Source organism: Streptomyces sp. NBC_00190, from assembly GCF_036203305.1.
GTDB lineage: Bacteria > Actinomycetota > Actinomycetes > Streptomycetales > Streptomycetaceae > Streptomyces.
The window spans coordinates 8,042,439-8,065,928 of sequence record NZ_CP108131.1 but is presented as its reverse complement, the minus strand read 5'-3'; the positions used below and the strand labels follow the sequence as shown (position 1 = coordinate 8,065,928).

The following is a 23,490-nucleotide window of genomic DNA, read 5'->3' as shown; positions in this document are numbered from 1 at the left end:
CCCCGCTCCGTAGGCCACCCAACCCCCGCCTGCTCCGGCCCTGTCCGCGGCCACCTGCCCCGTGGATGGCCCGGCCGGGCCTCATGGAGGGGGCGGGTGGCCCCGAGTTCTGCACGGCGTTACTGACCGAACCGGCCGCACTCGGGCCGGCCTACGTGCACCTCGAAGGCACCGCCGACGCATTCGACCGGCCTGCGCCGCGGCCGGGCCAAGCCAGGCCAGGCCAGGCCAGGCCAGGCCACGCTGAGCCTCGGCGTACGGCGGACGGACCGCGACGAAAACCGGATCGTCAGATTTCGACGGCAGGGTAGGTCTCGACGTAGCTCTCGCCGTGGGCGCCGTAGTAGGTGCAGTTCCGCGCGTTGAGGTCGACGTCGTACCAGACGATGCCGGCGTTCCAGCAGCCCTGGACGAACTCGGCGAAGGTGGTCTGGCCGGCCTGGTCGGCACGCAGCGCTGTGACGAGTGCCTGGCGGTCGAACGGCATGACGTCGAGCATGCCGGTGGCCAGCGGTTCGCCCTGGACGGCGACGGGTCCTGCGTCGGTGAGGTAGAGCATGGCGTTCGACGGCACGGCCATCCGGCAGCGGGTGACTCCGGCCCGGCGCAGGGCCTCGGCCTCACGGCCCGGGCCACAGATGCCCACCGCGCGCTGACCACCGGCATCCCCGGCGACGAGATCGCCGCAGCGCGCGCCCTGCTGCGCCGCCTCATCGATCAGGTGCACCGCCATGAGGCCGACGGGCAGACTCCACCCGGGTGAACCGGCTGCGGGCTGCCGTCGATCAGGACGTGCTGTCGCTCTCGCCCGGGCCCGCAGACAGACCTTGGCGTTGCCGGCCCCGCTGAACTGCGCTGGCCAGGAGTCGGGCCGCCACACTGAGCAGCAGCAGATTCAGCGTGATCTGCCCCGTTGTCAGCAGGCGGGCCGGCTCGCTGCACGCAGTGATGTCCCCGAATCCGACCGTACTGAACACGGTCATCGCGAAGTACAACGCGTCCGTGCGCGACAGAGGTTCACTGAAGCTGCCCGACGCGCTGTGCTCCAACAGGAAGCATGCCGTGGCGTACAGCAGGACGAAGAGCGGCGCGGTGACCGCCATGGCCTCCATGGCCTTCAACCCGGGCCGCGGAGACAGTGTGATCGTGTAGATCTGCCAGGACAGGAGCACGGCCACGGCCACGACGCCACCGACGAGCACGATGACGGTCGTGACCGTGAAGGCCGAGTCCATGGGCAGCAGGTAGTAGGCGGCCACAAGGAGCGTCGCCGTCATCAGCGAACGCACGGAGGCAAGCAGTACTTGCCGACGGTGACCACCCACATTCCCGTTCACGACTCCACCCCGACTCAGCGCATGCCCTGACCCCAACCTCTCCGGTGAGACGGGCGCTGCGCGGCAGGCGCACCAGGAAATCACCGGCATGGCCCCACGCGTGGGTCGCGCCTTCCCGGTCCGGCCGGGCCGCGCGGCGCAACCGGACATGCCGGGGCCCAACTCGGCCATATGGGCCATGCAGTCCATGCAGTCCATAACAGGCCGTGACAGATGACCCGGGATGCTCATTGCTCGCTGCGGAGCTTGTCGATCTGCTTCCCCAGGGCTTCCGTCTCCGCGATCAGTTGGTCGTGCGCGTTCTCCTGCGACGTGTCGCCCTGCGCCTTGAACGCCTCGGTGAAATGCGGCTGGAGTTGGGTCCACCAGCCGTAGTCCAGCATCGCCCAGGCCTGCGGACACAGTGGGGCGCGGGACTTCGGCAGGTATCCCGCATCGACCAGGGGCCCGTAGAACTTCTTCGGGTCGCTTCCCTCGAGGTAGCAAAGGTAGTTGAAGACCCTTTGCTGGGTGACGGGGTGATCGCTCGCGAACCCCTCCAGCGTCAGCTTGCCCTCCGCGCGGGCGAGCTCGTCGAAAAGGATCGCGGTCGCCAGCGTCGGGCCCGGCCCTACCTCGTTGATGGTGTAGAACGACGCGAACCCGTCTGCGGCGTCCTCCTCGAGGCCGAGGTTCGCGAGCTGAAGCTGGCGCTGCAGAGCATGGCCCAGCTCGTGGCCGAAGATGAACTGGGTCGACAGCGCGGTCAGGTCGTCAACGTTGAACTTGGCCTCGGGCAACAGGGCGGGCCGTTTGACGGTCTTGACCACGCCACTGAGGGTCTCTTCGATCTGGGTCAGGAACGCCGGAGGCACGTAGATCGTCCTGCCGTCGGGCTGGGTGACCGCATCCGTGACACCCGGTGGGACCTTGTCGGTGACTTTCACGACCATGTCGTGCGGGAGGTCAACCGACTTGTTCACCCAGTCGGCGGCCTGCTCGAGCACGCCGGACTTCCGGATCACCTCTACGGCATGCCGGTTCTTCGGCTTGATCGCGTCGTCCTCGTAGACGACCGTGACCTCGCCACTCGCGCCGACCGCGTCGCCGCCGCACGAGACGACGGCGAAGGCGGCAAGGAACAGCGCCACCGCGAAAGCCGCCTTCCGCTTGGCCGAGTACCCACTACTACTCAGCACCCCGGCTCCTTTCCTCGGTCAAGGCGTTGCGGCGGGCGGTTGCACCGGCGGCCGCCGGAGCCGTTTCCCGATGCCGGAGCGGAACTCGAACCTGACACGCGGATTATGATCGACGAGCCCTTTGTCCACAAGAACCCTTTTTTGGTGATTCCTCCCCGCTACTTCAGGCCGGTCGCGCTCGTGCATCACGGCGCCTGGGGCGACGTGCACCGCTGCACCGCGTCGGCCGCCTCCTGGTACGGGAAACTCCGGCTCACCCTGCACCCTGCGCATCACCCAGATTTCGGGAGTCGCTGACGGGGGCGCGTGCCGCCGGAACCGGCCCGGGAGGCGGCCGTCGTGAGGGGCGGCCGGCTCAGCGGAACAGCATGGACGCGTCCCCGGCCGGGGTGGTGACCGAGCCCGGACACAGGAAGCTGCCCGAGGTCTTGGCGGCGGTGAAGGCCCGGTTGATGTACTTCCGGCTCACGCCGTCGCGGTCCCACACGATGTTCGTCGCCTTGTAGCGGCAGGAGATGAAGCTCTGCCTGCCGGTGATGTCGATCAGATCCGTCCGCGCCGTCCCGGCGGCGTCGTCGAAGGTGAAGGCGGGGTTGTTGTTGAGGGTGGCGGCTATGCCGCCACCACAGGCCAGGTTGCCGCCGGGGGCGTTGATCGTGGTGCGGTCGACGGTGAGGGCGTCCGGGGCAGCGGCGCTGGTGCTCGCGTTGGTCCAGCTGCAGCTGTTGCCGGCGACCACCATCACGCCGTCGACCTTCTGTTCGGCGGCCGAGGCGCCGGAGCCCTGCGCGAGGGCGGTGCCGGTACCGGTGAAGGCCGCGGCGACGACCAGCGTCGCGATCCCGACGATGCGTGTGACGCGGGTGCTGCGGGTCCTGCGGGTGCTGTGCCCCGCGTGAATTCCGTGCGTGATGGGCGCGATGTGCCTCATGATTCGCTCCTCCATGCCACGTACTGGTGGGGGTGGGCGAGGCGCTGGGCCTCTCAGGGGGTGCGGAGTGCGTGCCGGGAGCGTCCCACAGCCGCCCTGAAGTGTCAGGAGCCTGTCAGGGGCATGGCAACAATTGGCTGGAATTACCGGTCGGTACAAGATGGCGCCGGGAGGTGACGGCCGGGCGCCGTACGGCCCGCCACCCCGCGAAGCCTACGGCGTCTGCGTCGGGGTGAACTTCGTGAGGATCAGCAGGGTGTCGACGAGGTCCTCGGCCGGGGCGCCGGTCGCCAGCCGACGCAGCTGCTGCCCGAAAACCAGGGCGACGGCCACGCCGGCCAGGCGTTCGGGGTCCGGCACGCCGAGGTGGGTCAGGATCCGGGTGGCCAGCAGGTCGTACGCGGCGAAGCACTCGGCCGCGGCGGCACGCAGCCGTTCGTCGCGGCCGGCCTGGACGTAGAGCTCGAAGGGCGCGATGTGGCGGCTGTCGAAGGCGTTGCCGCCCGCGACCTGCGCCACCACCTCGGCCGCCTGCCCGATGTCGAAGCGCTCGTCGGTGCACGCGTCGGCGAGCTCCGTGAAGTGCCGGGTCTCCTCCGCCACGAAGTGCAGCAGGCTCTCGCGCAGCAGCTCGTGCTGGGTGGCGAAGTGGTAGGTGACGGAGCCGAGGGAGACTCCGGCCTCCTTGGCGATCCGCCGGTTGGTGACGGCGGCGATGCCGTCCTGCCCGATGATCCGCAGCACGGCGTCGATGATGCTCTGGCGGGTGTCGGAAGCATGGGGCATGTCGACATTCTGCCCCATCGTCCTACGTGGTCGCCCAGGCAGGGCTGGGGAGTTGGGGGCAACGGAGGTGTGGACAGGGGGCGGAGCGATCTCTACTGTTCGTTCGAACGAACAGTAGAGGGACGCCGCAGGGGAGTCGTAGTGGACATATCCGGATCGAACGTTGTGCTCACCGGGGCCACCGGAGGTATCGGTTCCGCCCTGGCCGCGCGCCTGACCGCGGAGGGAGCCCGCCTCACCGTCACCGGGCGGCGGGAGGAAGCCCTCAAGGTCACCGCGGACGCGTGCGGCGCCCGCGCCGTGGTCGCCGATCTGGCCGCCCGGGCCGACGTCGTCCGCCTCGCCGAGACCTGCGCCGAGGCCGACATCCTCGTCGCGAACGCAGCCCTGCCCGCCAGCGGCGACCTCCTGGACTACACCGAGGAGCAGCTCGACCGCGCCCTCGACGTCAACCTGCGGGCACCCGTCCTTCTCTCCCGACTGCTCGCGGCGCACATGGTCGCCCGCGGCCGCGGCCACATCGTGCTGGTCGGTTCCATTTCCGGCAAGGCGGCGACCAAGTCGACCTCCCTGTACAACGCGACGAAGTTCGGGCTGCGCGGATTCGCCCTCGCCCTGCGCCAGGAACTCAGGGGCACGGGGGTGGGGGTGTCCCTGGTCCAGCCCGGCTTCGTCCGCGACGCCGGGATGTTCGCGGCCACCGGTGCCGCCACGCCGAACGGCATCAGGACCGTCACGCCCGGCCAGGTCGCCGACGGCGTCGTACGAGCCGTCCGCCGCGACCGGTGCGAGGTCAACGTGGCGCCGCTGGAGCTGCGGCTGCTGAGTGCCATCGCCGGGCAGTTCCCCGGATTCGCCGAGCGGGTCCAGGCCCGGGCGGACGTCGACGGCTCCGTGCGACAGATCGTCGAGTCCCAGCGCTCACGCCGTTAGGGGGCGGCGGTCCCGCACCCCCGGTCGGGACCACCGCTCGCGCTGGTTCCCGCACCGTTCTCCGGCCCCGCCCTGGCCATCACCGGCGTGCCCGATGGTTCCCCCGGCGGGAAGAGCGGTCACCTTCCGGTGGTATTGAGGAATCAACTCCTGGGGCCCCTGCGACGGCGCGGGCGCCGACGCCCCGGGGGACGGCTTCGAGTGCGCGACCGCCCAGCTACCGCTGGACTACCGCCGGCCCACCGGGCGTACGATCCCGCTCGCCGTCACCCGGCGGCTCGCGGCCGACCGGGCCCACCGCACCGGTGTCCTGCTGCTGCACCCCGGCGGACCCGGCAACTCCGGCGTGGACTTCGCCCGTCGCCCGTAACCGCTACGCCGCGCTCCCTGCCTCCCTCCGTGACGCCTTCGACGTCGTCGGGTACGACATGCGCGGCGTGGCGCGCAGCGGTCAGGTGCAGTGCTGGAACGACAAGGAGTACTCCGCCGCCGCCGACGCCGCACGCGGCGTACCCGGCCCGGGAGCCCTGCGGGGCGCCGTCCGGCAGGGCCTCGACTTCGCCACCGCCTGTCAGCAACGGTCGACAGACCTCGTGCCGTTCATCGGCACCGGCTCGAACGCCAAGGACATCGACCTGCTCCGGCAGGCCCCCGGCGAGGAGGCGCTCACCTTCTACGGCCGTTCCTTCGGCAGCTACGTCGGCACCGTCCCGCGCCATGGTCCTGGACGGGGCCTACGAACCGCGGCACTACGCCGAGTCACGGACTACCTCGCCACCCTGGCGCTGCACCTTCGAGCACCGTGTCACGTCCGAGGCCGCTGAGGGCCTGATGTGGGAGAGGTCCTGGTCCGCGAGGTCCGGTCGGGCGGTGAGCGTGGCGTGCACCGCCTCCAGGATCGGGAGCGGGGCGTGGCCGGTGGCCAGGGCCACGTCCTTCGCGGCCAAGGCCACCGGGAAGTGGGAGGCGTCGGCGTACGTACGGGCCACCGCGCCGGCCAGCGGTCCGCGGGCCAGTTCGGCGCGGACCAGCTCCTGCGGCAGGCCCAGGACCTGGCCCAGCCTCAGGGCCTCCGCCACCAGTCCGACTCCGCCGACCACCGCGTTGATCAGCACCAGCTTGAGGGCGGCGCCGGAGCCCGCAGGGCCGCACACGGTGACCTCGCCGAGGGTGTTCAGCAGCTCGCGGACCGGGCCGGGCAGCGGGTCGCCGCCCGCCAGCACCCACAGCTTTCCCGTGGCGGCCCGGTCCACGCTTCCCATCACCGGCGCGTCGGTCAGCGTCACGCCCTCCGGCAGCCGCGCCGCGAGCGCCCTCACCGTGTCCGGCCCGACCGTCGAGGTATCGATCCAGTGGACGCCGGGCCGCAGGGCCGCCGAGTCCGACAGGAGGGCGTCGGAGACGGCCCGCAGGGCCGCCTGATCGGCCAGCATCGTGACGACGAGGTCCGCGTCGCGGACCGCACCGGCGGGTGTGGCGGCGACCGTCGCACCGGCCGCCGCCAGTGCTTCCGCCTTGTCCGGCGTCCGGTTCCACACCGTCAATGCGTGCCCCTGGGCGAGCAGGTGACGGGCCATAGGTGCACCCATGTGGCCGAGGCCGAGGAATGCGATCTTCTTCGCTGTGTCCATGCGACGACGCTAGGCCCGCCCCTGGCATGCGACAAGCGAATGTCTAGCATGGCTGCCATGCCCACACCGCATGAGTTGTACGAGGTCTTCCTCCGCGTGGCCCGCCTGGCCTCCTTCACCGCCGCCGCCCGCTCCCTCGGCTACACCCAGTCCGCGGTCTCCCGGCAGATACAGGTCCTGGAGGACGAGTGGGGCACCCCGCTTTTCGACCGCCTTCCGCGTGGGGTCCGCCTCACCGAGGCCGGCCGGATCCTGCTCCCGCACGCCGAGGCCGTCGGCGAACGGCTGCGTACCGCCCGAGCCGAACTCGACGCCCTGCGCACCGTCGGCGCCGGGCGGCTGCGGATCGGTGCCTTCTCCACCGCCGACGCCGCGCTGCTGCCTCGCGCGCTCGCGGCTTTCCGGACCCGCCACCCCGCCGTCGCCGTCACCCGCACCGAGGGCCCCTCCGCCAAGCACCTGGCCCTCCTCGCCGCCGGGGACCTCGACCTCGCCGTCGTCGCCGACACCTCCGGGCGGCCCCCGCAGGGCTGCACCCCCCACCACCTGCTCGACGAGCGGATGTACGTGGCCCTGCCGTGCGGCCACCGGCTCGCCGGGCGCGCCGACGTGAGGCTGGCCGAACTGGCCGACGAGGAGTGGATCGCGGGCGGCACCCGCCCCGAGGACACGCTGATGCGCTCCGCACTGGAGGGGGGGTTCCACCCGCGGACGGGCTTCGTCGCAGCCGACTGGATCGCCAAGCAGGGCTTCGTCGCGGCCGGGCTCGGCGTCACCCTGATCCCGGCGCTCGCCGCCTCCTCCGCGCGACCCGACCTCGCGCTCGTCCCTCTGCACCCGGACGACACCCCGCGCCGCCAGGTCTACGCGGCCACCGCGCGCGGGGGCGTCCCCTCCCCCGCGGCCCTGGCCTTCCTGGCCCTCCTGAAGGAGGCCGCGCACGGGCTGGCATCCTGAGCCGGGTGCGGACCGCCTAGCGCGGGTAGCGGGCAGCGGCCTCGACGAAACCCGCGGCGTTTCGGGGTACCGAGGCGACGAGGGCGACCCAGGAGCCGTCCGTGAACTCGATGTCCATGCGCCCCTTCTGGAGCACGCCCGTCGGGTGGGCGCGCACGGCGGAGACGGCCGATCGGGGCGCTTCCCAGCACTGCTTCATCACCGGTGTCATCTGCCACAGCTGTGAGACGTCGCTCAGGCCGAACCAGCGCCTGTCCGTGACGGCCAGTACCCCCGCGGCCGAGCCGCGCGCGTTGGCCCGGCCGATGACGAAGTGCCCGGCCGCACTCTGCCAGCCGCCCTCCATGCTCTTGCCGTGCATCAACCGGGTGCCGAGGTTGTCCACCGCGTCCGGCATCCGGTCGATCGCGCCCGCCGCGGCAGCCGGCCTCGACCTGCGGGGGTCGAGCACGCGGGACTTGGCCAGCTGCCTCAGCGGCCCGGGCAGCCTCTCCTCGATCCGCCGCTGGAGCGCAGACGGCTCCGGCGGGGCGAGCAGAGACTCGGGAGGAGCCGGCACTCCCGGACCGAGTTCGAAGGAGCACCAGGCCATGAGCCGCTCCCCCGGTTGCAGGAACTCCTGGGCCTGTTCGCGCCCCTCGTCGGTCAACGGACCTGCTCCTGTTCGTCGTCGGGCCGGCCTGTCCGGCCATCCGGATTCTCCCTCACGTGCCGACCTTCATGATCACCGGGGGCGGCGGTCCGGCGGGAGGGGTTCCGGTTCCGTTTGGCCGTCCGGTTGCCTGTCGGGCCGACGGTTCGGCGCCGGCGGTAGGCGCCGACGGTTCCCGGCGATCAGGATGCGGGCGCTGCCCGGCACGTCGATGCGGTAGCCCCGGCCCGTGCAGTACGCGGTGGCGAACATCCGGCTCCGCTTGCCGACGACGACGATCGGCTCGGCCCCGCCGCAAGTGGCCTGAAGATCACGCCACTTGAGGCGATCGCCTATCGTCTGACGAGCAGTGCCGAGACGAGGGGGATCCCGGAATGTTCGCAGTGATCTATCGATGGCGCCTCCAGGAGGGCAAGGAGCAACTGTTCGTCGATGGTTGGCACCGGGTGACGGCGGCGATCCACTCCCAGTGCGGCAGTTACGGCTCCCGCCTGCATCAGGCGGACGACGGCACGTGGGTGGCCTACGCACGGTGGCCCGACGCGGAAGCCCGCGAACAGTGCGCGATGCCGGATCCGCAGGGAGCGGCGATGATGACCGAGGCGATCGCGGAGCGCCTCCCGGAAACGCGGCTGCACATCGTCGACGACATGCTCGCGGAGCCGACCGGCCTCTGAAGGGCGCTGCAGAGCGTCGTGTCGGGCAACCAGCCCGGCCCCGCCGGTTCTCGGCGAACGTGCAGGTCGTCATCGAACCAGACACGCGACTGGTGGCCGCATCGCCGTGTCCGGCCAGACACGGCTGACGCTCCCCCGGCCCCGTGCCCCGAGCCGGCCCGAGCTCGCAGACACGGAGGGGGAACACACCACCGTCAGTGCCGATTCGGCCACTGTCCGCACTATGAGGCAATCCGCAGGGGCCAGGTGATGCAGAAGTCCGATCGTGCCCGGCGGACGGGCACGGACCGGAACGTTCGACCGTTTCCGGCATACGGGAGGTACGTGGTCCAGGGCGTGCGGGAGTCCGGGCGCCCTTCCGGATGGCCCCGGCCGGCCTGAAGTGCGTGCACCGGTGCCGTGCTCTAGCGTCGGAAGGGCGAGGGTGGCGGATGCGTCGAGCCGGTCGCCTCTCGGACTGCCTGCTCCGCGCCGCCCCCGCCCGTGGTCCGGCGCACTCGCGGATCGCGTGACCGACCGAGAGAGCAGGTGCATCCGCATGCGTCCGTCGGCTCGTGTCCCCAGCATCCTCGCCGGCCTGGCCCTCGCCGTCGGCGGCATCGCCCTCGCAGCCCCGGCCGCCACAGCCGCCCACGCGAACTCCCAGCAGTGCGAGCAATACGTCGCGCAACACAACTCGCAGGTCACGAACGACGTCCGGCAGGCGTGCTACGAGGGTCAGATCGGTAACCAGACCAGCTGCACCGCCAGCCTCGACGAGGCCGGCATCTCCAAGGACGTCGCGGACCAGGCCTGTCGGGTGGCTCCGAAGTAGCAACCACGAGGGCTCCGGGGACGGTTGGCGTCGGGGCCATCGGTCCGGCCGCGGCCGCCTGGTGGCGGGCCGCCCGGACGCAGAACGCGGACGGGCCCGCCGCACGTATGCGGCGGGCCCGTCCTTCTGGTGGCCGGGGCGGGATGTGAACCCGCGACCTCTGGGATATGAGCCCAGCGAGCTGCCGCCCCGCTCCACCCGGCGACCTCCACCGTAGGACGCTGCGGCGCGCGGAGGCGGACCTCCGGGCTGCGCTGCGTTGCGCCTCAGCCTCCGGTCGGCGGCTCGGTGCCGCCCCGGGTGCGGGGACCGCCCGCCGCAAGGGCGCTCGTCAGTGCCTGCCGCAATTGGTCGAGAGTGGGCAGGCCAGAGAGCCCGGCCGGTGTCCGGTACAGCCGGCACGACATCCCTAGCGGACGGCCGGGCTCGGTGAACGGGTCAAGGCCGTCGATCAGGAAGGTCGGTGAGCCTGTGAAACCGGACCGCTCGGCCTCGGCTTGACCAGGGATCACTCGCGTGACCACCGGAGCGCCATACGGTCCGACCTCATCGAGGGCCTGCCGCAGCAGGTCGACCGCAGGCTCCGTGTGAGGGCAGTCCGGGACGACGAGAAGCTCGATCCTCATGTCCCCATGGTCGCGCACCGACCGTGGTCATCGCCGGGATCCCGAGCGGCTCAGGCTTGCAGGCCGCTCAGGGCCATGGTTGCGTGCGGCTCTCCGCGGCCGGAGGGACCCTGGAGACATGACCCGGGTCAACGACAAGGTCGAGGCGTTGCTCCAGGAGTACGCCGACCTGATCGCGATCAGCGGCGGGGACGCCTTCAAGGCGCGCGCCTACGAGAAGGCCGCCCGTTCCATCGGGGGCAGTCCACTGGATGTCGCGAAACTCGACGCGAAGGGGCTCAAGGAGATCCCGAACGTCGGCGCGTCGATCGCCGAGAAGGTACTGGACTACCTTCGCACCGGCCGCGTCCCGGCCATCGACGAGGTCAGGGCGGCCGTCCCGGCGGGGGTGCGGGAGCTGACCCGGATCCCGGGGCTCGGCCCGAAGCGCGCCATGCTGCTCCACGAGCGGCTCGGGGTTTCCACGGTGGACCAGCTGCTCGACGCGATCCACGCGGAGCGGCTGCGCGACCTGCGGGGCTTCGGGGAGAAGAGCGAGGAGAACATACTCGCCGGCATCTCGCTGATGCAGAAGGCGGGCAGCCGCATCCTCATCGGCGCCGCGACCGAGATCGCCGAGCAGATCACCGGTGAGCTCTCGTCGGTGCCGGGCGTCGTACGGTGCGCGTACGCCGGGTCGCTGCGGCGGATGCGCGAAACCATCGGCGACATCGACGTGCTGGTGGCGTCGGAGCGGCCCGTCCCGGTGATGGAAGCCCTCGTGCGGCTGCCCGGTACGGCGGAGGTCCTGGCGCACGGCGCGAAGAAGACCTCCGTCCGCACGACGAGCGGACTCCAGGTGGACCTGCGGGTGCTGCCGCCCGAATCCTGGGGAGCGGGCATGCAGTACTTCACAGGGTCGAAGGCGCACAACGTACGCACCCGGGAGCTGGCCGTACGGCACGGGCTCAAGCTCTCCGAGTACGGGCTCTTCGACGCCGACAGCGGTGAACGGCTGGCCTCCGGGACGGAGGAGGAGATCTACGCCCGGCTCGGCCTGCCGTGGATCGCGCCGACGCTGCGCGAGGACCGCGGGGAGGTCGCGGCCGGGCTGCGCGACGAGCTGCCCGTAGTACTGGAGGAGGGCGACCTGCGGGGTGACCTGCACACGCACACCGACCTCACCGACGGGCTGGCACCGCTCGAGGAGATGGTGGCGGCCGCGGCCGCGCGTGGATACGCGTACTACGCCGTCACCGACCACGCCCCGAACCTCTTCATGCAGCGGATGACCGACGAGAAGGTCCTCGCCCAGCGGGAGCAGGTGCGCGCGCTGGAAGGGGCGCACCACGGGATGCGGTTGCTGCACGGCACGGAGCTCAACATCGGGCCCGACGGGGAGCTGGACTGGCCCGATGCGTTCCTGGCCGGGTTCGACCTGTGCGTGGCCTCGGTGCATTCGCATTTCGGGCTGGACCCCCGCGCGCAGACCCGTCGCCTGGTGCGGGCCTGCGAGAACCCGTACGTGCAGGTCATCGGGCACCCCACCACGCGCCGGATCGGCCGCAGGCCGGGCATCGAGGCCGACTTCGACGAGGTGTTCCGGGCCTGCGCGCGGACCGGCACCGCCCTGGAGGTCAACTCGCACCCGGAGCGGCTCGATCTGTGCGACGAGGACATCCTGCGGGCCAAGCGCTTCGGGGTGCGTTTCGCGGTGGACTCCGACGCGCACTCCCCCACCCACCTGCCGTACGTGCGCTACGGGGTGGGCACCGCCCAGCGGGGCTGGCTGACGAAGGACGACGTCATCAACGCGTGGCCGCTGGCCCGGCTGCGCCGGTTCCTGCGCCCCTGAGCGGGGAACCGGTCGGCGCCGACCCCCTCTCGGTGAGTCGCCCGCGCCGTCGGTCGACAGCGCGGAGCCGGCGCTCACCCCCGCGGGGGCTCGGGCCCGGTCCCCGCGACCGCCCGGCCGTGGCGGACCAGCACGGTCACGGTGGCCGCGAGGAAGAGGGCCTGCATGGCCGTCCGGGGGCCGAGCCGGTCCCACCAGGGCACGTCGCCGCCGGAGGCGTAGACGTTCGCGGGGAACATCGCGACCAGCAGTGCGGTGAGTACTGCGGCCGAGGCCCGGGCGGTCCGCGACCACAGCAGCCCCAGCGCGCAGGCGAGTTCGGCGAGGCCGGTCAGCGTGACGAGCAGCTCGGGGGCCGGCAGGGCCGGTGGCACCATGGCGACCATCTCCTCGCGCATCCCGACGAAATGCGCGGCCCCGGTGAGCGCGAACATGGCCGCCAGACCGCCCCTCAGGGCGGCGGTCGGCCGCCGGAACCGGACGGCGCCGAGCGCCCCGGCGAGCAGCAGCAGGCCTGCGACGGTGACGAGTGTGATGAGCGGTTCCACGTCAGGACCTCCCTTGCGTGACGCCCGGGTCAGGCGTGGTCGCCGGTCATGGCCTCGGCCGACCTACGGACGGTGTCCGGGTCGATCTGCTGGATCTGCACGACGACCCCGTCCGGGTCGGTGACCCGGATGCTGCGGCCGAAGTTCTCCTCGACGAGCTCGTACGGGTAGCCGCTCCGTCGGAGCCGCTGCGCGACCTCCTCCAGCGGCTCATCCGTCGCAAAGCCCAGTTCGGTGGCGCCGGGCGGCCGCCCCTGCGAGACGGCGGCGGCATGGACGCCGACGGCGCCCGCGGCTGCGGTCAGCCGGACCCAGACGGCCGCGCCGGGCTCCTGCCGGACAGTGAGCCCCAGCCCGGCGTAGAAGTCCCGGGACGCCTCGACGTCGGCCACGTACCTGATGGGAAGGACGGTCAACATGATCTGCCTCTCTCGTTCGGTCATCCCCAGCGTCCTGTCCGGTACTCGCGTGGGCGCTGTACAGTCGCCGCAATGGACGCAATCAGACGCATCGGTGCGATGTCATGACGCAATCCGTCACGCTCGACGCGCTGGACCGCCGTTTGATCCATGCTCTGCAGATCGACGGACGCGTCTCGTTCAGCAGGATCGCCACCGTGCTCGGGGTCCCGGAGCGCACCGTCGCACGCCGCTACCACCGGCTGCGGTCGGCCCTCGTGGTCCGAGTCGTCGGGCTCGTCGACAGCCGGCGGATCGGCATGCTCGACTGGTTCGTCCGCATCGACTGCACACCTGACGCCGCCGACGCGCTCACCGCCGCCCTCGCGCAGCGGGACGACACCTCGTGGATCGCTCCGCTCGTCGGCGGAACGCGGCTGACCTGCATGGTCCGCACTCCGGCCTCGGGTACGGACAGCGGGCGCGCGCTCTTCGACCATCTGCTGCGAACCCCGGGGGTACGGGATGTAGAGGCAGGCTGCGTGCTGCGCCAGGTTGCCGGTGTCGGCGGCTGGGCAGGGCGGACGAGCGCGCTGGAGGCGTTCGAGCAGGCGGCTCTGCTCGGTCCCGCGCCGGAGCCACCGGGCGACGGGGAAGCGCCCGATGAAGCGTCCGGCTGGGGCGAGGCGGAGGCACGGCTCGCCGGCGAACTGGCCCGGGACGGCCGGGCGGACGTGGCACGGCTGGCCGCCGTCACCGGCTGGTCGGCCTCGACCGTGCGCCGCCGCGTCGCCGGACTGCGGGCCGCCGGGGTGCTCCACTTCGAGGTGAACGTGGACCCGTCCCACTTCGGCTTCCCCCTGGAGGCGCTGCTGTGGCTGGAGGTGGCGCCGGCCTCGCTGGTCGAGGTGACGCGGGCGCTGTCACGGCACGACGCGGTCGCCTTCGCCGCCGTCACCACGGGCCGGGCGGCGGTCTTCGCCATGGTGCAGTGCCGTGACACCGATGCCCTCTACGACTACCTGGCCGACGAGTTGGCCGCGCTGCCGGGCATCGGCCGGATGGAGACCGCGCTGGTCCAGCGCCGCGCAAAACGGGCGGGCCCGCTCCTCGTGCCGGCGATGGCGGAACGGCCGGAACGGCGCGGTGCGGGACGGTACGGTCCGGGACGGGAACAGCGGCGCTGACCAGCCGACCCCTAACGGACGCCTCGGGCATCCCCGACGAAGGCTGCAGGACCCTGGCCGCGGGGCCGCTACGCCACCCGGTCGCGGGCAGCGCCGGGCCGGGCTGCACCCCTTGGCCCGGGGTGCAGCGCGCGCCCTTCGGCTGCACCTCCGGTTCCACGCGAAACAGTGACATGCATCACAGCGGCTTGGAGGGTCACGGAACCATTACGTCCACCACGGGCTCACCGACATGTCGAGATTTGTCCAACCGGGGTCGACATTCCCCCTGTCCACCGTAATGAGCACCTCAGGTTATGGGACGACCCGCTCCAACTTGCCACGTCACAGGTGTTTCTGATGGCCGTCACCTGCTTCACGCAGGCCGCCGAGCGCACGTCGAGCACGACTGTCCGCCCATTTCAAGTCCGCCGCACGGCGCCGCCGCGTGTGCCGGCGGCGAGACTTGCCAGCCCGTTCCAGGGCTTTTAAGAATGGCGGCCCGCCCGGCGTTCAGACAGCTCAGGCGCAGGACGCTTCGCAGAAACCAAGTGAGGCCCGTATGCAGAAGCACCGCAAGAGGAAGCAATACAAGAAGATATCGATCGCCGCCGTCACCCTGGGCATCGTGGGCATACCCACCGCCGCGATCGCATGCTGGGACACCCAGGAGACGGGTACGACGAGGGCCTCCGAGAGGCAGAGCGCACCCGCCTCGCCCAGCGCACCTTCGCCCGTCGCGTCGATCCAGAACCAGGCGGCACCCGTGGCCACCCCGACCGGGACGCCCGAGCCGACCGGGCAGCCGACGCAGGATCCGCAGACGGCGAAGCCCTCCACCGCGGCGACCCAGCCGCCCCGGGAGACACAGTCCGCCAAGCCGGCCCCGGCCCCGGCCCGGCCGAAGCCTCCGGTCACCTCGAAGCCCCCGAGCCCCCCGACCGCCGCGCCCTCCGGCCCTGCCGCCGAGGTGGTGGCCCTCGTGAACAAGGAGCGCGCCAAGGCCGGGTGCTCGGCCCTCACCGTCAATGACAAGCTGACGGCTGCCGCGCTGAACCACAGCAAGGACATGGCCGCGCACTCCAACATGTCGCACACCGGATCCGACGGCTCGGACCCGGGCGCGCGCATCACCCGCGCCGGCTACGCCTGGATGACCTACGGCGAGAACGTCGCGTACGGCTACAGCACGCCCGAGCAGGTCATGATCGGCTGGATGAACAGCCCTGGGCACAGGGAGAACATCCTCAACTGCGCGTTCAAGGAGATCGGCGTCGGCCTCGCACAGCCGAACTCCTACTGGACCCAGGACTTCGGCGCGGCCCGCTGACATCGACGACCCGGCCCGAGTGAGACCCGGGCGCCGGCAGCGACACCGAGGGGACGCCGGTTCACGGATGACGGGGCCCCGTACAGCAGATGCCGGAGAGGCTGTGGGCCTCTCCGGCATCTGCTGTACGGGCGGCTCGCCGGGACGGAATCCCGGGGGCCGCGGGGCTGTCGGTGTCGTCACTTACCGAGCTTCTGCTTCAGGTCCTGCTTGAGCTGGTTCTTGATGACCTGCTTGTTGACCTTGTTCACGGTGCCGCCGGTGCCGGTGCCGTCACCGCCGACGGCCGTGGCGTCGCCCAGGTTGGTGGCGTCGGCGCTGGCGTTGCCGCCTGTGGCGTTACCAGTGGTGATTTCGCACTTGCCCTTGCAGTTGCCGACACCTGAGTTCGCGGCGCCGCCGGTGGCCTCACCGCCGACCGTGGTGTTCTCGGCGTTGGCGTCGCCGCCGGTACCGATGCCGTCGGCGCTGTCGTCGCTATGGGCGAGGGTGACGGCCTGCTGCGGGGCGGCGGCCGGGGCGGCCATCGCGGTCGCCGGAAGGGCGATACCGCCACCCACCAGCGCCAGGGAAGCTCCGGCCAGAACGACACGACGGGTCGAGAAGAGCTCGAACATGGGAATTCTCCATTCGGTATAAAAAAGAGGGGTTCTGTACCGCCCCGGGGAAACGGGCCGGGATGATATTTCGACCTCATTTCCTCCGGGGATTCCCCGGTGAGGGCGTACTTCAAATAAACCCTGCCGGGGGACGTGCGTCACGCCACTCGAACACGTGACTGGACGTCGAGAACCGATCTTGGTACAAGGCTGCCGCAGCGCCGACGGAGGACCCGGCAAGGAAGGTCCCGCCGACCTTCGCGGCCTCGATGCGGGCGATTCCTGCCGGTCTCCCAAAATGCCGGCTTCAGACGCTTCCCACATCATGAGTGCTGTGTATGACGCACACAGGAGATCGATCGCTCTGTCGATCGTGGTTCCCATCTTCAGCGAGGAAGAGGTCCTGCCTGTTCTGACGGCCCGGCTCCGGCCGGTCCTGGACGGGTCCGGCGAACCGTACGAGGTCCTCGCCGTCGATGACGGCTCGACCGACAAGCCCCCCGCCTGCTGGAAGATCTGCGCACCGTCTGGCCCCAGCTGCGCATCGTGACCCTCCGGCGAAACAGCGGCCACCAAGCCGCCCTTACCGCCGGATTGCGCCGCGCCCGCGGCGCCTACGTGATCAGCATCGACGCGGACCTCCAGGATCCGCCGGACGTCATCCCCGAAATGCTCGCCCTGGCCCGGGCAGACGGTCTGGACATCGTCTACGCCGTCCGTGTCGACCGCTCCGCCGACACCGGATTCAAACGCCTGACAGCCGCCGCGTACTACTGGCTCATGCGCCGTCTGGCCGGCTCCTTCGTCCCCGCCAAGGCCGGCGACTTCCGCCTGCTGTCCCGCCCTGTCGTGGAAACCCTGAAGACCCTTCCCGACCAGCAGCAGATCTATCGTCTGCTCATCCCTTCGCTCGGCTTCCCCTCCGGCCAGGTCACGTACGAGCGCGGAGAGCGAGTGGCCGGCACCACCAAATACCCCCTGCACAAAATGACCCTCTTGGCGTTGGACAGCATCACCAGCTTCTCGGCAGCCCCACTGCGCCTGGCCACGGCAGTCGGCGCCCTCAGCATCCTCGTCTGCCTCGCGTTCCTCGCCTGGACCCTCACCGTCTACGCCACGGGCAGCACCCCGCCCGGCTGGACCTCCTTGATCATCACGTTCCTGTTCTTCGGTGCCGTTCAGCTCTTCTGCCTGGGCATGCTCGGCGAGTACGTGGCCCGCATCTACACTGCCGTCCAGGCCCGGCCCACTTATTTCGTCGCTCGTGACACAGACGAAGAACAGCAATGAAGGTCGCCGGTCACACGAGCACGCCGGCGAAGAACATCGCCCCCAAAAGGACGTACTGGATCGCACAAAATGCCAGCAGTGGCACCTGAATCCATCGGGACATGCTCCTGACCAGGACGAGTCCGACGAACATGTGCGCATGATTGCGATACCACGACATTTCCGCGCCGGCGAAGAACGGCAGCCAGAAGATCTCTACCGTCAAGATCAAGGCGGCCCACTCCGCAACGTCGAGCCGACGGTTCCGGATGAGTTGCGCCGCGGCCGTCGCCAGCACGAGCAGCATGAAGGCGAGGTTCAGCCAGAGCTGGGTCCTGTGCGCGGCAAGGCTGTGCTCCACCAGCCAGCGCAAGTGCCCTTTGGGCCTGTACCAGTCACTGAAGGGAAAACCGTAGGCCATCCGCATCTCCTCGAAGGGTTGGCGCAGGCCTCCTTGCCGGTAACTGGATTCCTGGATGGTCTCGTACGCGTTGTCACCAGCAGCGCTCGCCGACCCGGCCTCGCTTTCGATACAGGAGCGCACGGGCATGGGAATTCGCTCATCTCCAGCTCCGCGCTCGTCTCCCGGACCACAGCCGACGGCAGGGTCCCGACGGCTGCGGGCTTGCCGACGACCTCCGGTACGGTGCCCAGCTTCACGATCACTCTGGCGAACGCCTCGGGGAGCTGCATCTGGAGGTGCTCCTCCGGCCGGGCTGCGGGGCCCGCTGACGTACCCGGCCCTTACGGTGGCAGGATGGAACAGCGGATCAGTTTGGTCACCCTGGGCGTCGCGGACCTCACCCGCGCCAAGGGCTTCTACTCGGCGCTGGACTGGCGCGGCACCGAAGTCGAAGAGACGGTCTTCCACCAGGCGGGCGGTCTGGCCCTGGTTCTCTGGGACCGCCGGAAACTGGCTGCCGACTGCGGTCTCGCCGACGCCCCGGCGACCGGCTTCGGCGGCATCGCCCTGGCTCACAACGTGCGTACGGACGCCGAGGTCGACGCCCTCCTCGACGCCGCCGCCCGGGCCGGCGGCACCGTCACCCGGCCCGCCGCCGTCAACGCGATCGGTTTCTACTCGGGTGTCTTCACCGACCCCGACGGCCACGCCTGGGAGATCGCCCACAACCCCGGCTTCACCCTGGCCGAGGACGGCTCCCTGATCCTGCCCGACTTCGGCCGCTAGCGGACAGCGACGCCCGCCGCTCCCTTTGTGAACCGGTCGCCGAGGGGGTGCGGGGCCGGACACAGGGGGCCATCTCTACAGTTGTGGAGTGAGGGCGCGTCAGCTGTAGGGACGGCCCGAACCGGACGGAGAGGCGTTTCATGACACAACGTCACGCGGTGGTGGTCGGGGCCGGAATCGGCGGCCTCACGGCCGCCATCGCACTGCACCGGCGCGGCTGGCACGTCACCGTCTGCGAGCGCGCCTCCGAACCCCCGATCACCGGCGCCGGCATCGGCCTCGCCCCCAACGCCCTGCGCGCACTCGACGCCATAGGCGTCGACGCCGCCCGCGCCGCAGGCAGCGCCGTGCCCACAACGATGGGCGTACGGCGCTCCAACGGCCAGTGGCTCACCCGGACCGACACCGCGGACATGGCGGCCCGCTACGGCATGGCCCCGATCGCCGTCCCACGCCCGGCGCTCACCGCCGCTCTGGCCGCCTCCCTTCCGCCGGAGGCCCTTCGCTACGGCACCGAGGTGACCGCCGTCGACGACGCCGCGGGCCGCCCGACCGTCCGTACGACGGCCGGCCCGGACCTTCCCGCCGATCTGGTCGTCGCCGCCGACGGCATCCACAGCCCGCTGCGCCGCGCGTACTTCCCCGCCCACCCCGGCCTGCACTACATCGGCGAGACGGCCTGGCGGACCATCGTGGATGCCCCGGACCTGCGGATACCGGCCATGAGTGAGACCTGGGGGCGGGGCGACCGGTTCGGCGTGACACCGCTCTCCGACGGCCGGTTGTACCTCTACGCCACCGCGATGGTCCCGGCCGGCACCCGGTCGGCCGACCCTCGCGCCGAACTCCTACGCCGCTTCGGCTCGTGGCACGACCCGATTCCGGCCCTGCTGGACCGTGTCGGCCGCCTCGACCTCGCCGATGTGCTCCGGAACGACCTCTACGACCTGGCTGCCCCGCTCCCACGCCTGCACCACGGCCGGATCGCCTGGCTCGGCGATGCCGCCCACGCCATGGCCCCCAACCTCGGCCAGGGCGGCTGCCAGGCCATCGAGGACGCGGTGATCCTCGCCCACCTGCTCCCCGCCGGAGACGGCGGAGGAAGCGACGGGGGCGACGGGGACAGCACAGACCTCGTGCCGGCCGCCCTCGACGCGTACACCGCCGCCCGCCGCGACCGCACCGACGCCGTGCGCGTCCGTGCCCGCCGGGTCGGCCGCCTGGGCGCCCTCCGCAACCCGCTCGCGGTGGCGGCGCGCGACCTCGCGGTCCGCGCCACACCCGCCCGCCTTGCCCTGCGCGGCATGGACGACCTCTTCAACGGCTTCCGGCTCCCCGGGTAGCCGGGACCCGCTGAGGTCGGGGTGTCGTCGTCACCTCGTGAAGGCTGCCGGGGCTCTCGGGACGGCGTCACCCACTTCCGGCATCGGCGGTGTCGGGTGGCTGCGCCGTCGGCGCAGCCAGACGTAGAGCATCAGGCACGGCAGCAGCAGTCCGACGACGGTGAGCGTGAGGAACGCCGTGAAGCTGCTGATGTGGCTGATGAGCCACGCGAAGTTCTGCCCGAAGAAGCCGACCACGAAGGACAGCGGGAGGAACACGCTCGCGAGGATCGTGAGTCTCTCCATCGTGGCGCTCTGCCGAAGGTTGATCTTGTTCTGCTCGACGGAGATCACCGCGATGTTCGCTTCCAGGACGGTGGTCAGAAGGTCGCGTTGGGCAGCGACCTCCTCATTGACCAGCAGCAGGTGGTCGTGCACGTCTCGGAAGTACGGCAGGAGCGCGGGCGGTGACTTGCCGGACTGCAGCCGCCGGGCGAGCACGGCGAGCAGCGGGTGTACGGCACGGTAGAAGTCCGTGGCCTCACGGCGCAGGAAGTAGATCCGTTCGGTCGGGGCGATCGCCCCGGAGAACACCGTGGCCTCGATCTGCTCGATGTCGCGTTCGAGTTCCCCGACGACTGGGGCGTAGCTGTCGACGACCTGGTCGAGGATCGCCCACAGCGTGGCGGCACTGCCGGTCTTGAGCAGTTCGGGGCGACCTTCGAGTCGGCTTCGGGCACCGTGCAGCTCGCTCGCGATGCCCTGGCGGACGGTGATCACGAAGTGCTCGGCGAGGAAGATGCTGATCTCGCCGGTGTCGATCTCCTCGCGCTCGTCGTCGTAACGTGCCGTGCGCAGGATGATCAGTTCGGTGCCGTCCTCGTACTGCTCGGCCTTCGGCCGCAGGTGGAAGGTACGGGCGTCCTCGACGGCGAGCTCGTGCAGCCCGAAGATTTCCCGGACCCGGGCCAGCTCCTCCGGCCCCGGTTCGAAGATGCCCAGCCACACGAATCCGCCCTGCCTGCACTGGGCGGCGGCCTGCTCCAGGGGCATCGCGCCCTCGTGCTGCCGACGCCCGTCCCGGTAGTGTGCGCAGTCGACGATCATGGCCATCCTCCTCACGGTCGGCCGGGGTGCGCCACTCTTGCCCACCGGCGGCGTAGCGCGCCGTACAGGCCTCACATCAATAGATGCTCCTCCGACTCATACGGAATGTCCTCGCGTGCCGGAGCCGTCCCCCTCCGGCCCACCGAGAGCGGGACGGCGTCACCGTCGGCCTCGACAGACCACCGGAGAGTCACGCCGCTTCGGCAGGATGGAGGCGACATCCGTCGTCCGGCCGTCCTCGTACGAGCGGGCACGCCGTCATCCACCGCCGACGGCGCCGGTCAGAGGTCCCAGGACTTCGGGCGTTCCAATGCCTCCCACTCGGCACGGAGCAGGGACAGGACGGCGACGTCGTGGCGGCGCCCCCGGTGCAGGCAGGCTGAGCGGCGCACTCCCTCGTGGACGAATCCCGCCTTGCCCAGGACGTTGAGCGCGGCTGTGTTGCTGGTGTGGGTGACGGCCTGGAGGCGCTGCATGGGCAGTTCACCGAAGGCGAGGTCGGTCAGGGCGTCCACGGCGTCGGTGCCGTGACTCTTCCCCCGGTACTGCGGATCCATCACCAGGAAGACCTCTGCCGTACCGTCGACGATGTCCTGGTTGATCAGGGCGGTGTGGCCGATCGGCGTACCGTCGGGCAGCAGGACCATGAAGTCGTCCCGCTCGTGATCATCCCTGTCTCGCTCCATGCGCTCGCGGAGCGAGGACAGGGAGCGCGGCCAGAAGCCGATCTCATGGGCAGCGACCGGGTCGGACCTCCAGCCGTGGACCAGATCGGCGTCTTCGGCGTCGAGTGGTGCGAGGCTGACCGTCCGTCCGCGCCAGCACGTCACTCGGTCCGATGCCACGGCCGCGTCTTCCAACTCGTTCTCAGTCACGGGCGGATGCTACGGGCCGACGGAGCGGGAGAACCAGCGAATTGAAGCGTTCGCCCGTCGACGGCCAAGGACCCAGCTGAAGCCGGGATCGGGCACATCATGCCGAGTGCAGGGAGCGTTGACCGTCGTAAATCGGGCGGCTCTGTCGGTGCCGCTGCCTAGGGTGGGCGGATGAACGAGATACAGATCGTGTCCGGCCACGGTGCCTGGCGAGGTGGGTTCGAGGAGCGGGTACTGGCCGGGTACCGGGCTGCGGGGTGCTCGGAACCACTGGCCCAGGCCCTGCTGGAGCGGGCGCTGAAGGGAATCGACGACTGGACGGTGGCCACGGACGGCACCGGGTGGATCGCGGTCGAGGTGGCGGAGGACAACGGGGCGACCGTGGGCCGGATCCACGACCTGACGGTTCCCCAGGGGCGCGAGTGGGCCGAGCGGTGGTGCGCCGAGCACGGCGCCCAGCGGGTGGAGGTCCGGCTCAGCGGCGCAGCGGGAGCGTTCGCCGACTACCCGGTACGGGGACAGATCCGGATGCGTGCCGCGGCCGAGCGGCCCGAGCTGCCGCCGGGCCTGACGGTTCGCCGGCTCACCGAGGATGAGTACCCGGGCTGGTATGCCGGTGAGGAGGCCGCGTACGTCGCGGACATCGTCCGGGCCGGAGCCCTGACCCCGGAGCAGGCCAAGGAGAAGTCCGACCGGGACTTCGCGCGCTACCTCCCGCAGGGATACCTGACCCCGGGGCACGCGTTCTACGCGCTGGAGGCCGACGGCGGGGTGGTCGGCACCGGCTGGGTGAACCACGGCTTCCTGCCGGGCGCGACCTTCGGCTTCTCGCTGGAGGTGTACGAGGAGCACCGCGGCAAGGGCTACGGCCGCGCCGCGATGGCCGTCGGCGAGTGGGCCACCCGGCAGGGCGGCGACGAGGCGATGATGTTCAACGTCTTCGGCGGCAACGAGGTCGCGATGAGCCTGTACGACAGCACCGGCTTCGCCGTGCTGGACGAGTTCCGCTCGATCGAGCTCTAGCTCCGGCTCTCTGCAGTGCGGGACCGCCCGGCCCCGCACTGCACCCGCCCCCACCAGGCGTTCCGTCTGCCCGTGTGCGCGCGTTCGAGGCTCCCGGTATCGTCCAGTAAGTGCGATCCGCCCGAAATACAGCCCGGCCGGTCGGGCAGCCGTGGATGCCGGCAGAGGGACGCGATCACATGGCACACCACAGCATCAGCCCGAAGGGCCGAAGCCCGGACGACGGCCGGTCATCCGCAGCGCAGTCGGGGGACCCCGGGCGGCGGTCCGTCGGCACGTTCTCCGGAATCAACAGGGCCGCAGCAGCA

25 protein-coding genes, 1 tRNA gene and 1 pseudogene are annotated in these 23,490 nt (G+C 70.8%); 12 read left to right on the top strand and 15 right to left on the bottom strand.

Annotation, left to right across the window (positions count from 1 at the left end; all coding sequences use genetic code 11):
* Positions 1-289: 289 nt before the first annotated feature.
* From OG429_RS37365 to OG429_RS37345, 5 genes are all read right to left on the bottom strand, one after another.
* Complete coding sequence (locus OG429_RS37365; protein WP_328929700.1) at positions 290-733, bottom strand: DUF1398 family protein; 444 nt, start codon at positions 731-733, stop codon at positions 290-292.
* Between the two features lie 52 nt (positions 734-785).
* Positions 786-1,277, bottom strand: a complete 492-nt coding sequence (locus tag OG429_RS37360; RefSeq protein ID WP_328929699.1) for a potassium channel family protein — start codon at positions 1,275-1,277, stop codon at positions 786-788.
* A 287-nt stretch (positions 1,278-1,564) separates the two neighbouring features.
* Entirely contained in the window at positions 1,565-2,467 is a 903-nt protein-coding gene (locus OG429_RS37355) for a DUF4344 domain-containing metallopeptidase (protein ID WP_328929698.1), read from the bottom strand.
* 403 nt (positions 2,468-2,870) lie between these two features.
* Entirely contained in the window at positions 2,871-3,446 is a 576-nt protein-coding gene (locus tag OG429_RS37350) for a hypothetical protein (RefSeq protein ID WP_328929697.1), read from the bottom strand.
* 213 nt (positions 3,447-3,659) lie between these two features.
* Positions 3,660-4,232, bottom strand: coding sequence for a TetR/AcrR family transcriptional regulator (locus OG429_RS37345; protein ID WP_328929696.1), 573 nt, complete (start codon positions 4,230-4,232; stop codon positions 3,660-3,662).
* Positions 4,233-4,373: 141 nt separating this feature from the next.
* On the opposite strand from OG429_RS37345, the gene OG429_RS37340 reads away from it, so the two are divergent.
* Entirely contained in the window at positions 4,374-5,165 is a 792-nt protein-coding gene (locus OG429_RS37340) for an SDR family NAD(P)-dependent oxidoreductase (protein ID WP_328929695.1), read from the top strand.
* A gap of 305 nt (positions 5,166-5,470) precedes the next feature.
* Entirely contained in the window at positions 5,471-5,989 is a 519-nt protein-coding gene (locus tag OG429_RS37335; RefSeq protein ID WP_328929694.1) for a hypothetical protein, read from the top strand.
* Here OG429_RS37335 and OG429_RS37330 read toward each other — a convergent pair.
* A complete protein-coding gene (locus OG429_RS37330) occupies positions 5,915-6,796 on the bottom strand; it encodes an NAD(P)-dependent oxidoreductase (RefSeq protein ID WP_328929693.1) in 882 nt (293 codons plus the stop codon). The genes OG429_RS37335 and OG429_RS37330 overlap by 75 nt on opposite strands.
* A gap of 48 nt (positions 6,797-6,844) precedes the next feature.
* Here OG429_RS37330 and OG429_RS37325 point away from each other — a divergent pair, with 48 nt between their 5' ends.
* The gene (locus OG429_RS37325; RefSeq protein ID WP_328929692.1) at positions 6,845-7,753 is read left to right on the top strand and encodes a LysR family transcriptional regulator; all 909 of its coding nucleotides are present in this window, start codon (positions 6,845-6,847) and stop codon (positions 7,751-7,753) included.
* Positions 7,754-7,769: 16 nt separating this feature from the next.
* Here OG429_RS37325 and OG429_RS37320 read toward each other — a convergent pair whose 3' ends face one another.
* Entirely contained in the window at positions 7,770-8,402 is a 633-nt protein-coding gene (locus OG429_RS37320) for a hypothetical protein (protein ID WP_328929691.1), read from the bottom strand.
* 377 nt (positions 8,403-8,779) lie between these two features.
* Here OG429_RS37320 and OG429_RS37315 point away from each other — a divergent pair, with 377 nt between their 5' ends.
* Positions 8,780-9,082: an antibiotic biosynthesis monooxygenase gene (locus OG429_RS37315; protein WP_328929690.1), complete on the top strand. Its 303-nt coding sequence runs from the start codon at positions 8,780-8,782 to the stop codon at positions 9,080-9,082.
* 538 nt (positions 9,083-9,620) lie between these two features.
* Positions 9,621-9,896: a hypothetical protein gene (locus tag OG429_RS37310; RefSeq protein ID WP_328929689.1), complete on the top strand. Its 276-nt coding sequence runs from the start codon at positions 9,621-9,623 to the stop codon at positions 9,894-9,896.
* Between the two features lie 127 nt (positions 9,897-10,023).
* Here the strand turns inward: OG429_RS37310 and OG429_RS37305 are convergent.
* Together OG429_RS37305 and OG429_RS37300 are read right to left on the bottom strand one after the other, a co-directional pair.
* Positions 10,024-10,100, bottom strand: a tRNA-Met gene (locus tag OG429_RS37305).
* A 62-nt stretch (positions 10,101-10,162) separates the two neighbouring features.
* The gene (locus OG429_RS37300; protein ID WP_328929688.1) at positions 10,163-10,522 is read right to left on the bottom strand and encodes a hypothetical protein; all 360 of its coding nucleotides are present in this window, start codon (positions 10,520-10,522) and stop codon (positions 10,163-10,165) included.
* A 118-nt stretch (positions 10,523-10,640) separates the two neighbouring features.
* Here OG429_RS37300 and polX point away from each other — a divergent pair, with 118 nt between their 5' ends.
* Complete coding sequence (polX, locus tag OG429_RS37295) at positions 10,641-12,356, top strand: DNA polymerase/3'-5' exonuclease PolX (RefSeq protein WP_328929687.1); 1,716 nt, start codon at positions 10,641-10,643, stop codon at positions 12,354-12,356.
* A 74-nt stretch (positions 12,357-12,430) separates the two neighbouring features.
* Here polX and OG429_RS37290 read toward each other — a convergent pair whose 3' ends face one another.
* Both OG429_RS37290 and OG429_RS37285 read right to left on the bottom strand, forming a co-directional pair.
* Entirely contained in the window at positions 12,431-12,904 is a 474-nt protein-coding gene (locus tag OG429_RS37290; RefSeq protein WP_328929686.1) for a DoxX family protein, read from the bottom strand.
* Between the two features lie 29 nt (positions 12,905-12,933).
* A complete protein-coding gene (locus OG429_RS37285) occupies positions 12,934-13,323 on the bottom strand; it encodes a VOC family protein (protein WP_328930539.1) in 390 nt (129 codons plus the stop codon).
* Between the two features lie 104 nt (positions 13,324-13,427).
* On the opposite strand from OG429_RS37285, the gene OG429_RS37280 reads away from it, so the two are divergent.
* Both OG429_RS37280 and OG429_RS37275 read left to right on the top strand, forming a co-directional pair.
* The gene (locus OG429_RS37280) at positions 13,428-14,489 is read left to right on the top strand and encodes an Lrp/AsnC family transcriptional regulator (protein ID WP_328929685.1); all 1,062 of its coding nucleotides are present in this window, start codon (positions 13,428-13,430) and stop codon (positions 14,487-14,489) included.
* 541 nt (positions 14,490-15,030) lie between these two features.
* Positions 15,031-15,798: a CAP domain-containing protein gene (locus OG429_RS37275; RefSeq protein WP_328929684.1), complete on the top strand. Its 768-nt coding sequence runs from the start codon at positions 15,031-15,033 to the stop codon at positions 15,796-15,798.
* A 179-nt stretch (positions 15,799-15,977) separates the two neighbouring features.
* Here the strand turns inward: OG429_RS37275 and OG429_RS37270 are convergent, their stop codons facing one another.
* Positions 15,978-16,415, bottom strand: coding sequence for a hypothetical protein (locus OG429_RS37270; RefSeq protein ID WP_328928910.1), 438 nt, complete (start codon positions 16,413-16,415; stop codon positions 15,978-15,980).
* Between the two features lie 280 nt (positions 16,416-16,695).
* On the opposite strand from OG429_RS37270, the pseudogene OG429_RS37260 reads away from it, so the two are divergent.
* A pseudogene (locus OG429_RS37260) lies at positions 16,696-17,687 on the top strand (glycosyltransferase family 2 protein).
* 10 nt (positions 17,688-17,697) lie between these two features.
* Here the strand turns inward: OG429_RS37260 and OG429_RS37255 are convergent.
* Positions 17,698-18,216 (bottom strand): hypothetical protein, encoded by a 519-nt coding sequence (locus tag OG429_RS37255; RefSeq protein ID WP_328929681.1) that lies wholly within the window; start codon positions 18,214-18,216, stop codon positions 17,698-17,700.
* 207 nt (positions 18,217-18,423) lie between these two features.
* Here OG429_RS37255 and OG429_RS37250 point away from each other — a divergent pair, with 207 nt between their 5' ends.
* Together OG429_RS37250 and OG429_RS37245 are read left to right on the top strand one after the other, a co-directional pair.
* Positions 18,424-18,855: a VOC family protein gene (locus tag OG429_RS37250; RefSeq protein ID WP_328929680.1), complete on the top strand. Its 432-nt coding sequence runs from the start codon at positions 18,424-18,426 to the stop codon at positions 18,853-18,855.
* Positions 18,856-18,995: 140 nt separating this feature from the next.
* Positions 18,996-20,198 (top strand): FAD-dependent monooxygenase, encoded by a 1,203-nt coding sequence (locus tag OG429_RS37245; protein WP_328929679.1) that lies wholly within the window; start codon positions 18,996-18,998, stop codon positions 20,196-20,198.
* A 30-nt stretch (positions 20,199-20,228) separates the two neighbouring features.
* Here the strand turns inward: OG429_RS37245 and OG429_RS37240 are convergent, their stop codons facing one another.
* Complete coding sequence (locus OG429_RS37240; protein ID WP_328929678.1) at positions 20,229-21,284, bottom strand: magnesium and cobalt transport protein CorA; 1,056 nt, start codon at positions 21,282-21,284, stop codon at positions 20,229-20,231.
* A 281-nt stretch (positions 21,285-21,565) separates the two neighbouring features.
* Positions 21,566-22,159, bottom strand: coding sequence for a GNAT family N-acetyltransferase (locus OG429_RS37235; protein WP_328929677.1), 594 nt, complete (start codon positions 22,157-22,159; stop codon positions 21,566-21,568).
* A 171-nt stretch (positions 22,160-22,330) separates the two neighbouring features.
* Between OG429_RS37235 and OG429_RS37230 the strand changes: the two genes are divergently transcribed.
* Positions 22,331-23,182: a GNAT family N-acetyltransferase gene (locus OG429_RS37230; RefSeq protein WP_328929676.1), complete on the top strand. Its 852-nt coding sequence runs from the start codon at positions 22,331-22,333 to the stop codon at positions 23,180-23,182.
* Positions 23,183-23,490: the final 308 nt, after the last annotated feature.